We start from the raw sequence: 14,194 nt of genomic DNA, 5'->3' as shown, positions 1-14,194 counted from the left end.
AGGCCGGGGATAATTCGCGAATCAGGCTTCGAAGAGACCGCGGATGTCATCCGCAGTCAGCGACTGGGAGAACAACGCCTCGTCATCCATCACCGCGGTGAACAAACGAGCCTTGCGCTGCTGCAGCGCCAGCACCTTCTCCTCGATGGTGCCCGCAGAAATCATGCGATACACGAACACCTGCTTGTCCTGGCCGATACGGTGTGCCCGATCGACGGCCTGAGCTTCGGCCGCCGGGTTCCACCAGGGATCAAGCATGAAGACGTAGTCAGCTTCGGTGAGAGTGAGTCCGAAGCCGCCGGATTTGAGACTGATCAGGAAAACCGGCTGCTCCCCCGTGCGGAACTCCCGAATGACGTCCTGCCGCTTACGCGTCGACCCGTCCAGATACACGTACGGAATTCCCGCTCGCTCCAGACGCGCCGCCGCCATCTTCAGGAATGACGTGAACTGGCTGAAGACGAGCGCGCGGTGATGTTCGGCGTGCAGTTCGATGACCCGCTCGACCAGCGTGTCCAGCTTGCGCGATCCGATCTTCGCATCGGTCTCGTCCACCAACCCAGGTGCCAGGCTCAGCATCCGCAGCATCGTCAGCGAACGGAAGACGATGAACCGGTTGCGATCGAGATCCTTCAGAAGCCCGAGCACCTTCTGCCGTTCCCGCTGCAGCACCGTGTCGTAGAGCGCTCGGTGCGCGGGACTCAGCTCGACGTGCAGCAGCTGTTCCTGCTTCTCCGGAAGGTCGCTGGCCACGAGCTCTTTGGTACGGCGCAGCATCAGTGGTCGAATGCGTCGACGCAGACGCTCCAACCTCCGCTGACGGTACTCGCCGCCCTCCTCGTTTTCCGGCACCTTGCCCTTCTCGATCGGCTGGATGTAGTCCTGGCGAAACTTCCGCGCCGACGGGAAAAGCCCGGGTGCGGCGAGTTTCAGCAACGCCCAGATGTCGCTGAGGCTGTTCTCCATCGGTGTACCGGTCACCGCGAACGTCACGTCGGCGCGGATGGATGCCACTGCACGATGCTGCTTCGTCGAGGCGTTCTTCACGAACTGTGCCTCATCGAGAATGAGCCCTGCCCACTCGAGCGCTTCGTATTCGTCGGCGTCCAGCCTGGCCAGTGTGTACGAGGTGACGACGAGGTCGGTATCCTTCGCGATATCCGCAATCGAGGATGCCCGTCTGCTGCTGGTCCCGTCGATGATCTGAACGCGCAGGGCCGGGGCGAATCGTGCCGCTTCGTCCTGCCACGTCGACAGCACGGACGTCGGCGCGATGACGAGGAACGGCCGCGTTTCGCCCGATTCGCGTGCATGCAGGATGAGCGTCAGAAGCTGCAGGGTTTTTCCGAGTCCCATGTCATCTGCGAGGATCCCCCCGAGGCGATGCGACCAGAGGAATGCGAGCCAGTCGAATCCTGTCTTCTGATAGGGACGCAGCTCAGCTTGCAACCCCTTCGGCACCTCGGCCGGTGGTACTCCGGTCGCGGCCCGCAGGCCGTCAGCGGTGGCCCGCCAGCTCGTCGCGGGCAGCGCTTCATCAGCGAGATCCTCGAACTCTTCCCAGAGATCGGTCTGATACTTGCTGATGCGGGGCCCAGTCTCCCACTCCGACAACTCGGTGGCCTCGTCGATGAGTTCACGCAGTGTGTCCAATGCCGGATGCGCGAGAGAGAAGTAGCTGCCGTCGGCGAGAAGGAGCTTCGTTCGGCGCATACTCAGCGCGCGAAACAGCGGAGTGAAGGGGATCGTCCGCCCGTCGATCTTGACCAGGACACCGAGATCGAACCAGTCTGAGTCAGTGCTCTCGACCGTGGAGACGGTGATCTCCGGTATTCCGCTGAGCTCCTGATAGGACTTGCGCTTTCCGGATATGACGACCTTGATCCCGTGCCCTTCGAGCACGGGAACGACATGAGTGATGAACTCCGCCGCCTCGACATCTTGGAACGCACCGCTGTCTTCGAAGCGTATGCCGGTCGCGTCGCTCCATTGCACCTCGACGATTGATCGTTGCTGTGCCTCAGCGTCCTCATCGCGAACCGCGTCCGAAGTCGCAGTGAAAGGGAATCGCCCGAAGCCCCGATAGGTCCATCCGAATAGATATCGAACCGTGTCGCCGGGAAGGTGCGAGATCGTCAGCGTCGGCACAGGTACCGGAATGGTCGGCAGCTCGACCTTTCCCACCGCACGCACTTCCACCCGGCGCGCCAGTATCGGATACGCGTCACGCAGGAACACCGCTTCTTCTTCGGCAGGGACATCCAACGGCACACCTGCATCGAGCAGCGCACGCACGGGCGCGCTCAACGGCACTTCGGCCAGCGTTACGGAGACTCTGGCTCCGAGAGGCGTGACCGCGAAGATGCCGGAATGACCGATCGCATGAATACGACTTTCATTCATGCTCCGACCATCGAGAGCGACTTCGGCGCTCACCGACAAATCGCCGTTCTCGGCCCGGACGACCTGAGCCGTGACGGAGCCCTCCTCCGCCATCGAGAAGGTGAAGCTCTTCTGCGTCGACACGAGCGGTATGCCGAGGATTGCTCCGGCGCGCAGGTGGGCCCAGAGCAGGTTCGATTCGACATGATCCAGCACGAGCCAATCGCCCGCAGTGCCGGACAACAGCGAATCGCGCGAGATGCTGAGCAGGTCAGCGAACCACCGAACGCGGTCTTTTCCGAACTGCGTCCCTGAGCGCCGCACAGAGTCCCATGACACCGTGCCATGTATCCAGGAACCGGTCGTCGCGCTGCGCATGAGCGGGCGGATGCCGACGAGCAGTTCTCCGTCGCCGCGCGCGACATCACGTGCAGTAGCGGGCCGCATCGGCCGCGGTGCCCACTGATGAACACCGCGGGCGGACCGATGTCGAAGTTCGATACCCAACGCCAGCGCGGTCGGCGTCTTCGCGGATGCGGAACCGTCCAGCAGCGTGCGCCATCCTGGGCGTGCAGGCTCTGCTGCCGCGGCAGTGGCGTCTGCGGCAGCGCCCCTCTCAGCGTTACTCGCGAGCAGGGCCGCGACGACATGCTTGCAGGTGCGCGGAACCGGACATGAGCAGGTGGCCACCGTGATCTGCGCGGTTTCGGGCTTCATTCGCACGGCACACCGGTAGACGGCGGTCCCCGAACCACGAACACGGGCGGTCAGGGTGTCCGACGCTGCGTCCCAATGCAGTTCAGAAACCATCCCGTCGAGGAAGTACGCGCGGCCACGCTCGTAGCTTCCGCGATCGATCATCCGCGAAAGATCGGATTCATCAACATGCGGAGCAGACATGCCGGCATCCTCTCCCCGACGACGGACATCACGGTGACATCGACAAGATCGACATCACCGCGAAGTCGCCGTCATTCTGATTGACGGTGAGGGTTAGCGCGCGCGATCCACCCGAGCAAGAACTCCGTGCACGAATGCGCCGGAATCGTCAGTGGAGAACTCTTTGGCCAGTTCCACTGCCTCATCAATGGCCACCGCGGTGGGAACCTCGTCGTTGTAGACGATCTCCCACACGCCGATGCGCAGTAGTGCACGGTCAACGGCCGGCATGCGTTCGAGCTTCCAATCACGGCTGTGCGTGATGATGCTTTCATCGATCTCGTCGCGGTGATCAGCGATCCCGTCGACGATCTCACGGGCGTACAGCCACGAGGCCTCACGAGCGGGCTCACTGGCCGCGCGCTTTGCTTCCGCCGCAAGAGTTACGGCGAGGTCATCTCCACGGACGTCCGAGGAGAAGAGAATGTCGAGAGCGCGCTTGCGCGCCTTCGTCCGGGCACCCACGCCTTACTTCTCGCGACCGAGGTACTCACCCGTGCGGGTGTCGACCTTGATCTTCGTGCCGGTCTCCACGAACAGCGGAACCTGCATCTCGTAGCCGGTCTCGACTGTGGCGGGCTTGGTTCCTGCCGAGGAGCGGTCGCCCTGCAGGCCAGGCTCGGTGTAGGTCACCTCGAGTGTGACGGATGCCGGAAGGTCAAGGTACAGCGGGTTGCCGTTGTTCAGCGCGATGGTGACCTGCTGGTTCTCCAGGAGAAAGTTCTTCGCGTCGCCGACGGTTGCTGCGCCAACGGTGATCTGGTCGTAGTCGGCGATGTCCATGAACACGAAGCCGTCACCGTCTGCGTACAGGTAGGTGAAATCACGACGATCGACGTTCTCGATCTCGATCTTCGCGCCGGCGTTGTAGGTGCGGTCGACGGTCTTGCCTGAGACGACGTTCTTCAGCTTGGTGCGGACGAACGCGCCACCCTTACCGGGCTTGACGTGCTGGAACTCGATGACGTTCCAGAGCTGTCCGTCGATGCTGAGGACGACGCCGTTCTTGATGTCTGCGGTGGATGCCATGCGTTCTGAATTCCGTTTCCGTGAGAGAGAGGCCGTGCACTGCCCTTCGACTGGCGAAGTGGGCAGTTAGGTAGGGGCCGACAGTCGATTCTACGGGATCAGCGCTGTGAGCTGACGAACAGCGTTCGCGTAGCCGTCTGCTCCCTCGCCGATCACGCGTACAGCAGCGACGTCGTGGAGGTACGAGAAGCGCCTGAACTCTTCGCGGGCATTCACATCGGAGATGTGAACTTCAGCGAACGGCAGCAACACGCCGGTCAGCGCGTCGCGAAGGGCGACGGAGGTATGAGTGAGGCCGCCGGGGTTGATCACGATGCCCAGGCAGTCTTCGCGTGCCGCGTGAATCGCGTCGATCAGTACGCCCTCGTGATTGCTCTGGATGCTGCGCACCTCGAAGCCCGCCGCCGCCGCGGCATCCGTCGTGATCCGTTCGACATCAGCCAGGGTTGCGGTGCCGTAGATGGCCGGGTCTCGGGTTCCGAGCAGGTTCAGGTTCGGGCCGTTGACGAGAAGGATGCGGCGAGTCATGCGCCGACCTCCTGGTAGGCGGCGAACAGCAGCGATTCGTCCGGGGCACGAAGCACGGTGGGCTTGGCGATGTCGTCGAGGACGATGAAGCGCAGCATCCCGCCGCGGCTCTTCTTGTCGCGTTGCATGCTTGCCAGCAGAGTCGCCCAGGCGCCGGCGCGGTAGCTGGTGGGAAGCCCCAGCGACTCCAGTACCGTGCGGTGGCGATCCGCGCTCTCGTCCGAAAGTCGACCGGCAAGACGCGAGATCTCGGCGGCGAAGATCATGCCGACGGAGATCGCTGCGCCGTGACGCCAGCGGTAGCGCTCTGCGTGCTCGATCGCGTGGCCGAGCGTGTGTCCGTAGTTGAGAATCTCGCGCTGACCTGTCTCGCGGAAGTCCTCCGAGACGACACGCGCCTTCATATCAATCGCGAGCTCGATGGCGCGGCGGAACTCTGGCGTGGTGGTATCGACGGCGCGCGCAGGATCAGCCTCGATGATGTCGAGAATCTCCGGTGCCCAGATGAATCCCGCCTTGACGACCTCGGCGAAGCCGGCAGTCGCCTCATGCGCACTGAGGCTGGCGAGCTCATCCAGGTCGCCGATAACGGCACGCGGTGGCCAGAATGCGCCGACGAGGTTCTTCCCCTCGGCGGTGTTCACGCCTGTCTTGCCGCCGACGGAGGCGTCGACGAGGCTCAGCACGGTTGTCGGGACCTGGATCACCTGTACGCCGCGCAACCATGTGGCAGCGACGAATCCGGCAAGGTCGGTCACAGCTCCGCCGCCATACCCGACCACCGCGTCTGTGCGTGTGAAGTCGGACTGGCCCATGACCTGCCAGCAGAATGCCGCGACCTCGATGCGCTTGCCCTGCTCGGCATCGGGTATCTCGGCCAGCAGCACCTCGCGCGGACCGTTGGTGGTGTCGGCAAGCAGACGGTCACGCAACTCCGCTGCACGGGCACCGAGCGTCGGCGGATGCACGACCAGCACCTTGCGCACGGCGGGGTCCAGCGCGGCAGAGACCTGATCGAGGATGCCGCGTCCGATCGTGATTTCGTACTCTGCCTGCCCGGTCACACTGATCGTGGTCGTGCTCATGTCAGGTTCTTCCTCCAGGCGGCGATCTCGTCGGCAATGCGCTGCATTGGCCGTCGAGAAGTGTCGAATGTCACGGTCGCGACCTCGTCGTACCAGCCGCGACGCTGTTCGTAGATAGTCTTCCACCGTTCCAGTGGATCTTCGTCCCCCGCCAGCATCGGCCGGCCGCCAGTGCGGATGCGCCCGGCTACCGCTTCCGCCGTGACGGCAAGGAAGACGACCGGATGCTGACGCAGCAGTTCACGCGTCTGCGTTGAGGTGACGGCGCCGCCTCCGACGGAGATGACTCCGCCTTGACCAAGCGAATCCGCAACAGCCGCGCGTTCGAGGGCGCGGAAGTGCTCCTCACCGTGCTGCGCGAAGATCTCGGGTATTGGCCCGTGCGCTGCCACGATGCACTTGTCAGTGTCGATGAAGCCGACTCCGAGGCGCTTGGCGACCTGTCTGCCGACGCTCGTCTTGCCCGCGCCCATCGGGCCGACCAGTACGAGTGTCAGCTGTTCAGGACTGCTCATCGTGGGCGATCAAGGCGGCCTCGGAAGCGGGTGCGGTACGCAACTCTGCCGGGATCGCCGCGAGGTAGCTCTCGACATTGCGGCGTGTCTCGCGGATGCTGTCGCCACCGAACTTCTCCAGCACGGCGTTGGCGAGCTCAACAGCCACCATCGCCTCGGCGACGACGCCGGCGGCAGGAACAGCGCAGACGTCAGAGCGCTGGTGGTGCGCCGTTGCTGCCTCGCCTGTTGCCGTGTCGATCGTGCGCAGGGAGTGCGGAACCGTGGCGATCGGCTTCATGCCGGCGCGCACGCGCAGCACGGTGCCAGTGGACATACCGCCCTCGGTGCCACCGGCGCGGTCGGAGGATCGGGTGATCCCAGCCTCCGCAGCGAAGAGCTCGTCGTGCGCGGCGGAGCCACGACGGCGAGTCGTCTCGAAGCCGTCTCCGACCTCGACACCCTTGATCGCCTGGATGCTCATGAGCGCTTTTGCAAGGCGGGCGTCCAGTCTGCGGTCCCAGTGCACGTGCGAGCCGAGCCCCGGCGGAAGGCCGTAGGCCAGCACCTCGACGATGCCGCCGAGGGTGTCGCCCTCCTTGCGGGCGTCGTCGACTTCGGCGACCATCAGCGCAGAGGTGGCGGCGTCGAAGCACCGCAGCGGATCAGCATCCAGCGCATCGACGTCATCCGCAGTAGGCAATGCGGCGTTTTCCGGGACACGTACCGGGCCGATCGAGAGCGTGTGGCTGACGAGCCGGATGCCCAGCTCACCAAGGAACGAACGCGCAACGGCTCCGAGAGCCACGCGTGCAGCGGTCTCACGGGCGCTGGCGCGCTCGAGGATCGGGCGGGCTTCATCGAAGTCGTACTTCTGCATGCCGACGAGGTCAGCGTGACCTGGGCGTGGACGGGTGAGCGGTGCCGAGCGGCCCCGCGACTTGTCAGTGAGCTCGACCGGCTCGGGGTTCATGACCTCGATCCACTTCGGCCATTCGGTGTTGCCGATGCGCAGCGCGATCGGGCTGCCGAGGCTCTTGCCGTGGCGCACACCGCCGGAGATGGTGAGCTCGTCCTGTTCGAACTTCATCCGCGAGCCGCGACCATAGCCGAGCTTGCGCCTGGCAAGGTCAGCCTGGATCGCCTCGGAGGAGATCGGGACGCCAGAGGGCAGCCCTTCCATGACGGCAATGAGTTCTGGGCCGTGCGATTCGCCGGCCGTGAGCACGCGGAGCATTGCTCTAGTCTCCCACGAGAGCCAACCGCATTTCGTCACGCACGCGACCTTCGTTGCCAAGCTCGTGCAGCGGATCGCCGTGCACGAAGATGCGTACCTGGCGCACGGCCTGATGAAGCAGCATCTCGAGCCCACAGATCACGCGTTCGTCCTGCCACGCCGCAGCCAGAGCAGACGGCCACGGGGCGTATGCCGCGTCGAGCAGCATGCCGCCGCTGGCGGCAAGAGACGTCGAGACCGGTTCGTCGAGCACGGTGCCGCCCGGCAGCGTTGCGACGGTGACATCAACCGATTCTGACGGGGCGTCAAAACCCTGCACCGTCACTGCGATGCCGAGTCTGTCTCCCACCGTGCGCAGCCCCTCGGCGCGATCTGGACGGCGTGCACGCACGTCGATGCGCTGCACACCGATCTCCGCGGCCGCGACCATCGCTGATGAGGCCGTGGCTCCAGCACCGAGGATGCGCGCACTGTCAGCCGCACTCACACCGCCGCCAGCCAACGCGTCGATGATCCCCCCGACGTCTGTGTTGAAGCCGGCTGGTGCCTGCCCGAGAAGCAGGGTGTTCACCGCGCCGGTCAGTTCGGCATGGCGGTCATGGGTCGCCGCGGTCCGGAACGCCTGCTCCTTGAGGGGCATCGTCACCGAAAGCCCTCGCCACGAACTGTCCAATGAGCTCAACGCTGCGGCGAAGCCCACGGCATCCACCTGGCGTCGACCGTACTCCCAGTCCAGGCCCAGCACACGGTACGCTGCGGCGTGCAGCGCCGGTGACATGCTGTGGGCGATCGGATCGCCCCAGACGGCGAGGCGATGCCCCGTCATGCCTTCAGCATCCCTGATCGGGGTTGGCCCGGCACCACTCGTGCCAGACCTCGATCCCGGCCTGGTGCTCCGCATAGGTCGTCGAGAACACCGTCTCACCGCTCTGCGGGTTGATGGTCACGAAATAGAACCACGGGCCGTCAACCGGATGCATCGCGGCATCGATCGCCGCATGGCTCGGGTTGGCGATCGGGCCGATGGGGAGTCCCTCGATCACATAGGTGTTGTACGCGTTTTCGTCGAACTGGGCTTCCTCAGAGGTACTCACGACACCTGCATGCAGTTCGCCATAGCCGTACTGCGCGGTCGAGTCCATTTGCAGCATCATGCCGTCGTCGAGGCGGTTCTGGATGACGCGTGAAACTTTGGCGAAGTCGCCTGTGCGTCCCTCCCGCTCGATGATGGACGCGATCGTGAGAACCCGATTCTCGTCACCCGCAGGCACGCCCGCCTCTGCCAGTGACTGCCGAGTGCGATCCACCATCCGCTGGATGACCTGCGTCGCGGTGACCTCAGGGTCGAAAGTGTAGGTAGCAGGGAACAGCCACCCCTCGAGGGTGGCGGCGGTGACGCCGTACGCACTCGGGTCTTTGACGGCAGCCTGCAGGTCTTCGATCGGGATGCCGATGGCCTCGCTGATCAGCGGCAGCGAGGATTCGATCGTGCCACCCTCGACGGTGGCGACCGTATTCTCCAGCTTGTTGGCGGGATCGTTCAGCGCCTCCAGCGCGGCGGCGGCCGTCATCTTCTCCTGGAGCGTGTAGAGACCCGGGTACACCGTGAAGTCGACGTTCTCGTCTACGAGGTAGTCGTAGAACACGTCCTCGGTCTTGGTGACGCCGGCTTCGAACAGCGCGGTGGAGACCGGTCCGCCGGTGTCGCCCTCACGGATCGTGACGGTGACCTCGCCAGTGGCAAGCCCCGGCTCCCAATCCGTTGGTTCGCCCCAGCCCATGACCTCGTTGATCTTGTCGCCGTAGTTGCTCATGGCCCAGAACCCGCCGTAGACCGCTCCGCCGATCAGCACGAGAATGATGATGAGCGCGACGAGACAGCCGGTGCGGCGCTTCTTCTTTCGTGGAGCACGATGAGATTCGTCGTGCTCTGGCTGGAACAGATCATCCAGCGTCGAGGGCGCAGGCTTCGCCTGGCCGCGCTCGGTAGCCAGTGACGCGGACTCTGCACCACTGGTGGGCACGTCTGCGCCCGATGCCTCGTCTGGGACTCCGGATGTCGATGCTTCTCGCCGTGCGCGGCGGGATCCGGGCACTGGGCCTACCGAATCGGATACCGGGGCGCGGTGCGAAGGCGCGGGGAGATTTGCGAACAGATCATCGGAAACAGAGTTCGAGCCGGGGTCTGCAGTGTCACGTTCGGGCATGCTCAGGCGGCTCCTCATCAAGCGGGACAGCAACACCGGCCGGGGTACCGGTGCTCTTCTCCGTGTCGATCGCGTGCTGCAGCAGCACTACTGCCGCGACCTGATCGACAATGCTACGAGAGTTTCGCTGATTTCTCCCCGAAGAGCGCAGCGCAGCGTGTGCGGTGACCGTACTCAGCCGCTCATCCATCATGCGTACGGACACCCCGGTGAGCCGTTGCAGCGCTGCGGCGAACTCGCGCGCATCCGTGGTTGACGGGGTATCCGCACCCTGCATGTTGACCGGAAGGCCGACAACGAACTCGAGTGGCTCGTACTCGGTCGCAATCTCTGCGATCCGCACGAGCGAGGTATCCGAGCGTGGCACCGTCTCCACGGGAACGGCCAGCATGCCGTCGGGGTCGCAGCGTGCGACCCCGACCCGAGCTTTACCGACATCGATGCCGATTCGCACGCCGCGACGGAAGCCACTCACGCGCCGCGAAGCTCCTGAGTCACGGCTTCGAGCGCAGCGCCGAGTGCCGAGGCATCCGCACCGCCACCCTGAGCCACGTCATCGCGGCCGCCGCCGCCGCCACCGAGAACACCGGCGGCGCGCTTTGCGAGCACACCAGCCTTTGCTCCGGCAGAGCGTGCTGCTTCGTTCGTGGCGACCACGACGATCGGCCGGCCCGCGGCGACACCACCGAGAACGACAACCGCGGCGTCCGATCCGAGACGCTCGCGCACGCTCAAGGCGAGGCCACGAATGTCGTCAGCCGAAGCAACCTCGCCGAGCGAGAGCGCTGCCACGCGGTAGGCGCCGATGCGTTCTGCCGCTTCAGCGATCGCGGGAACCTGTCCCGCGCGCTCCTTCGCCTCGAACTGCGCGATGCGCTTCTCCGCCGTCTTCAGGTTTGCAGCGATCTCTGCGATGCGCTCTGGAAGATGCTCGCGTGGAGTCTTCAGAGCTGCGGTGAGCTGCGAGACGATCGCACGTTCGGCAGCCAGTTCGCGGAATGCGTCCTGACCCACGAGTGCTTCGATACGACGGTTGGAGGCGCCGACCGACGACTCCCCCACGATGCTGACGAGACCGATCTCAGCGCTGGAGTTCACATGTGTGCCCGCACAGAGCTCGCGCGACCACGGACCACCGATGTCGACCATGCGCACGACGTCGCCGTACTTCTCGCCGAACAACGCCATGGCGCCGGCTTCCTTGGCCTCATCGAGTGAGACGATGCGCGTCGTCACTTCGAGTGCATCCTGCACAGCACGGTTGGTGATGTCCTCGATCTCGGTGCGAGTGTCGGCAGACAGTGCCTGCGACCACGAGAAGTCGAATCGCATGTAGCCGGCACGGTTCAGCGACCCGGCCTGCGTCGCAGTCGATCCCAGCGTGTCGCGAAGCGCCGCGTGCACGAGGTGCGTCGCCGAGTGCGCCTGGCGTGCGGCACGGCGGTTCTTGGCATCCACGAGCGCAGTGGCGCGATCATCGACAGCGACCGTTCCGCTCGCGACCTGCACGGTGTGGCTGATGAGGCCGGCAACAGGCTTCTGCACATCGAGGACGTCGAGTTCGAATCCGGCGCCGACGATCGTGCCCTTGTCGGAGACCTGACCACCGGACTCCGCATACAGCGTCGTCTCGGCGAGAATGATCTCGGCGACCTGACCTTCACTCGCCGTTGTTGCCGGCTGGCCGTCAACAAGAATGCCGAGCACACGAGACTCGATGTCGAGATCGGTGTAACCGGCGAAACCGGTCTCGCCGAGCGCACGGAACTCGCGATAGACGGAAACATCAGCGAGCTGTCGACGACGACTCTTGGCATCGGCCTTCGCGCGTGTCCGCTGCGCGAGCATCAATTCATCGAACGCTGTGCGATCGACGTTGAGACCCGCTTCTTCAGCGATCTCGAGCGTGAGATCGATCGGGAAGCCGTACGTGTCGTGCAGCAGGAAGGCCTCGGGGCCTGCAAGCGTCTGCTTGCCTGCCTTCTTGGTGGTGTCAAGGGCGAGATCAAGAATCGTCGACCCCTGTGAGAGGGTGCGCAGGAACGTCTCTTCCTCCGCGTTGGCGAGGCCGGAGAGGCGGTCCCACTCGGTCGACAGCACCGGGTACGCCGACTTCATCGCATCGCGGGATGCGCTGAACAGCTCCGGGAAGACCGGTGCGTCGACGCCGAGCAGACGCATGGAGCGGACGGTACGGCGCATCAGGCGCCGCAGGATGTATCCGCGACCCTCGTTGGCAGGCTTCACACCATCAGAGAGCAGCATGAGAGAAGAACGCACGTGGTCCGCGATGACGCGGAAACGGACGTCATCCTCATGGTCCACGCCATACTTGCGGCCGGAAATCTCAATCGCACGGTCGAGCACCGGACGCACCTGATCGGTCTCGTACATGTTCTCGACGCCCTGCTTGAACATCGCGACGCGCTCGAGGCCCATGCCGGTGTCGATGTTCTTCTTCGGCAGCGGTCCAGAGATGTCGAAATCGACCTTTGTACGCACGTCCGAGAGAAGTTCCTGCATGAACACGAGGTTCCAGATCTCGGTGAAGCGGTTGTCGTCGACAATCGGTCCACCTTCACGGCCGTACGCGGGGCCACGGTCGATGTAGATCTCTGAGCAGGGGCCTGCGGGGCCGGGCTGGCCGGTGTGCCAGTAGTTGTCTTCTTTACCCATGCGCTGAATGCGTTCGGCGGGAAGTCCTGCGATCTTCTGCCAGAGCAGTGCAGCCTCGTCATCGGTCTCGTAGACAGTGACCCAGATGTCCTTCTCGGCAAACCCGAGACCGCCATCGGGCTCTGAGGTCGTCAGCAGCTCCCACGCATACGTGATTGCGCCTTCTTTGAAGTAGTCACCGAAGGACCAGTTGCCCAGCATCTGGAAGAACGTGCCGTGGCGCGCGGTCTTGCCGACCTCTTCGATGTCGTTGGTGCGAATGCACTTCTGCAGGTCAGCCGCGCGCGAGAACGGCGCGGGAATCAACCCCGTCAGATACGGCACGAACGGCACCATGCCCGCGATGGTGAACATCACCGTCGGGTCGTCGCTCACGAGCGACGCGGAAGGCACGATCGTGTGGTCGTTCTTCTCGAAGAAGTTGAGGTAACGCTGCGCGATGTCCGCAGTTTTCATAGGAGTACGGCTGTCCTTGTGTGAGACGAATGGGCACCACGCCGATCGTGGTGACCGGCGCTGATGATCAGCGGTCGAGCGGGTCGACCAGTCGCGCTTGCTGCTCGCGGTACGAGTCGCCGAGAATCGCGGTGAACTCTGTGATGCGAGCGTCGACATCGGACAAAAGATCGTGTCCGCGCGGATCCTTGTTCATGAAGTGTGCAGCGATAAACCCGCCGATCACACCGATCAGGAACCACAGCAGAGTCTTCATGTCGTCTTCCTCGCCCTTGGACCGCGAAGCGCGGTCTCTCCATCGTATGCGGAAACCACAAGAGGCGTCGGGAGAACCCCGACGCCTCTTGCTCAGAAACTCTCTGAGAGAGCTTTAGCGAGCTGCGTAGTACTCGACGACGAGCTGCACTTCACAGGTCACGGGGACCTCAGCGCGCTTCGGACGACGAACCAGGCGTGCCTGAAGCTTGTCGAGCTCAACCTCGAGGTAGCCCGGAACGGGAGGAAGCACCTCGGCGTGACCGCCGGCTGCTGCCACCTGGAAGGGCTCGGTGCCCTCGCTCTTGGGCTTGACGTGGATGACCTGACCCGGCTTCACGCGGAAGGACGGGCGGTCGACGAGCTGGCCGTCAACCATGATGTGACGGTGCACGACCATCTGGCGAGCCTGCGCGGTGGTGCGGGCGAAGCCCGAACGCACGACGAGGGCGTCGAGACGCATTTCGAGGAGCTCGACCAGGTTCTCACCGGTCAGGCCGTCAACGCGACGAGCCTCGTTGAACGCGATGCGAAGCTGCTTCTCGCGGATGCCGTACTGCTCACGCAGACGCTGCTTCTCACGCAGGCGGACGGCGTAGTCGCTGTCGGTCTTGCGCTTGGTGCGGCCGTGCTCACCCGGAGCGTAGGGACGCTTCTCGAGGTAGCGGGCAGCCTTCGGCGTCAGCGGGATGCCGAGCGCACGGGACAGGCGGACCTTGCGGCGGTCCTGGGACTTCGTAACCACGAAGTATTCCTTCCGATGACGTGGACGTGACTTTCACGTCTCACGGACGTATCTCCGGCGTTCTGCCTTCACGCGCACGCCGGGGCGCAGAGAAGGTGGGGATGAACGAAGGGATGCCCGAAAACTGTGTTTCGAACCGCTCAAGTCTAACAGACCGCGAC

Annotated in this window: 13 protein-coding genes; all 13 read right to left on the bottom strand. The window is 64.2% G+C overall.

Going from position 1 to position 14,194, the window contains the following annotated elements:
- Window positions 1–21: 21 nt before the first annotated feature.
- Window positions 22–3,282 (bottom strand): DEAD/DEAH box helicase, encoded by a 3,261-nt coding sequence (locus ACSU1G_RS01880; protein WP_439278200.1) that lies wholly within the window; start codon window positions 3,280–3,282, stop codon window positions 22–24.
- A gap of 93 nt (window positions 3,283–3,375) precedes the next feature.
- A complete protein-coding gene (nusB, locus tag ACSU1G_RS01875; RefSeq protein WP_439278199.1) occupies window positions 3,376–3,786 on the bottom strand; it encodes a transcription antitermination factor NusB in 411 nt (136 codons plus the stop codon).
- Window positions 3,787–3,789: 3 nt separating this feature from the next.
- Window positions 3,790–4,350, bottom strand: a complete 561-nt coding sequence (gene efp / locus ACSU1G_RS01870) for an elongation factor P (protein ID WP_439278198.1) — start codon at window positions 4,348–4,350, stop codon at window positions 3,790–3,792.
- 90 nt (window positions 4,351–4,440) lie between these two features.
- The gene (locus tag ACSU1G_RS01865) at window positions 4,441–4,878 is read right to left on the bottom strand and encodes a type II 3-dehydroquinate dehydratase (protein ID WP_439278197.1); all 438 of its coding nucleotides are present in this window, start codon (window positions 4,876–4,878) and stop codon (window positions 4,441–4,443) included.
- Window positions 4,875–5,963: a 3-dehydroquinate synthase gene (aroB, locus tag ACSU1G_RS01860; protein WP_439278196.1), complete on the bottom strand. Its 1,089-nt coding sequence runs from the start codon at window positions 5,961–5,963 to the stop codon at window positions 4,875–4,877. Before aroB ends, ACSU1G_RS01865 begins: the two co-directional genes overlap by 4 nt.
- Window positions 5,960–6,478 (bottom strand): shikimate kinase, encoded by a 519-nt coding sequence (locus tag ACSU1G_RS01855; RefSeq protein ID WP_439278195.1) that lies wholly within the window; start codon window positions 6,476–6,478, stop codon window positions 5,960–5,962. The genes aroB and ACSU1G_RS01855 overlap by 4 nt, the downstream gene beginning before the upstream one ends.
- The gene (gene aroC / locus ACSU1G_RS01850) at window positions 6,465–7,694 is read right to left on the bottom strand and encodes a chorismate synthase (protein WP_439278194.1); all 1,230 of its coding nucleotides are present in this window, start codon (window positions 7,692–7,694) and stop codon (window positions 6,465–6,467) included. The genes ACSU1G_RS01855 and aroC overlap by 14 nt, the downstream gene beginning before the upstream one ends.
- Before the next feature lie 4 nt (window positions 7,695–7,698).
- Window positions 7,699–8,520 carry a shikimate dehydrogenase family protein gene (locus ACSU1G_RS01845; RefSeq protein ID WP_439278193.1) on the bottom strand — a complete coding sequence of 274 codons (822 nt, stop codon included), beginning with the start codon at window positions 8,518–8,520 and terminating at the stop codon, window positions 7,699–7,701.
- Window positions 8,521–8,524: 4 nt separating this feature from the next.
- Window positions 8,525–9,718, bottom strand: a complete 1,194-nt coding sequence (mltG, locus tag ACSU1G_RS01840; protein WP_439278192.1) for an endolytic transglycosylase MltG — start codon at window positions 9,716–9,718, stop codon at window positions 8,525–8,527.
- A gap of 169 nt (window positions 9,719–9,887) precedes the next feature.
- Window positions 9,888–10,376, bottom strand: coding sequence for a Holliday junction resolvase RuvX (ruvX, locus tag ACSU1G_RS01835; RefSeq protein ID WP_439278191.1), 489 nt, complete (start codon window positions 10,374–10,376; stop codon window positions 9,888–9,890).
- A complete protein-coding gene (alaS, locus tag ACSU1G_RS01830; protein ID WP_439278190.1) occupies window positions 10,373–13,033 on the bottom strand; it encodes an alanine--tRNA ligase in 2,661 nt (886 codons plus the stop codon). The genes ruvX and alaS overlap by 4 nt, the downstream gene beginning before the upstream one ends.
- 67 nt (window positions 13,034–13,100) lie before the next feature.
- Window positions 13,101–13,289: a hypothetical protein gene (locus ACSU1G_RS01825; protein ID WP_439278189.1), complete on the bottom strand. Its 189-nt coding sequence runs from the start codon at window positions 13,287–13,289 to the stop codon at window positions 13,101–13,103.
- 114 nt (window positions 13,290–13,403) lie between these two features.
- Entirely contained in the window at window positions 13,404–14,033 is a 630-nt protein-coding gene (rpsD, locus tag ACSU1G_RS01820) for a 30S ribosomal protein S4 (protein WP_439278188.1), read from the bottom strand.
- Window positions 14,034–14,194: the final 161 nt, after the last annotated feature.

The sequence above is a fragment of the Microbacterium sp. A93 genome, assembly GCF_051842835.1.
The sequence above is the reverse complement of the archived record's forward strand: the minus strand, read 5'-3'. Positions and strand labels throughout refer to the sequence as shown.

Bases quoted from the DNA above. Each gene is read 5' to 3' on its own strand.
- ACSU1G_RS01880 (WP_439278200.1), bottom strand. From the start codon at position 3,282: ATGTCTGCTCCGCATGTTGATGAATCCGATCTTTCGCGGATGATCGAT.
- efp (WP_439278198.1), bottom strand. From the start codon at position 4,350: ATGGCATCCACCGCAGACATCAAGAACGGCGTCGTCCTCAGCATCGAC.
- ACSU1G_RS01865 (WP_439278197.1), bottom strand. From the start codon at position 4,878: ATGACTCGCCGCATCCTTCTCGTCAACGGCCCGAACCTGAACCTGCTC.
- aroB (WP_439278196.1), bottom strand. From the start codon at position 5,963: ATGAGCACGACCACGATCAGTGTGACCGGGCAGGCAGAGTACGAAATC.
- ACSU1G_RS01855 (WP_439278195.1), bottom strand. From the start codon at position 6,478: ATGAGCAGTCCTGAACAGCTGACACTCGTACTGGTCGGCCCGATGGGC.
- aroC (WP_439278194.1), bottom strand. From the start codon at position 7,694: ATGCTCCGCGTGCTCACGGCCGGCGAATCGCACGGCCCAGAACTCATT.
- ACSU1G_RS01845 (WP_439278193.1), bottom strand. From the start codon at position 8,520: ATGACGGGGCATCGCCTCGCCGTCTGGGGCGATCCGATCGCCCACAGC.
- alaS (WP_439278190.1), bottom strand. From the start codon at position 13,033: ATGAAAACTGCGGACATCGCGCAGCGTTACCTCAACTTCTTCGAGAAG.
- ACSU1G_RS01825 (WP_439278189.1), bottom strand. From the start codon at position 13,289: ATGAAGACTCTGCTGTGGTTCCTGATCGGTGTGATCGGCGGGTTTATC.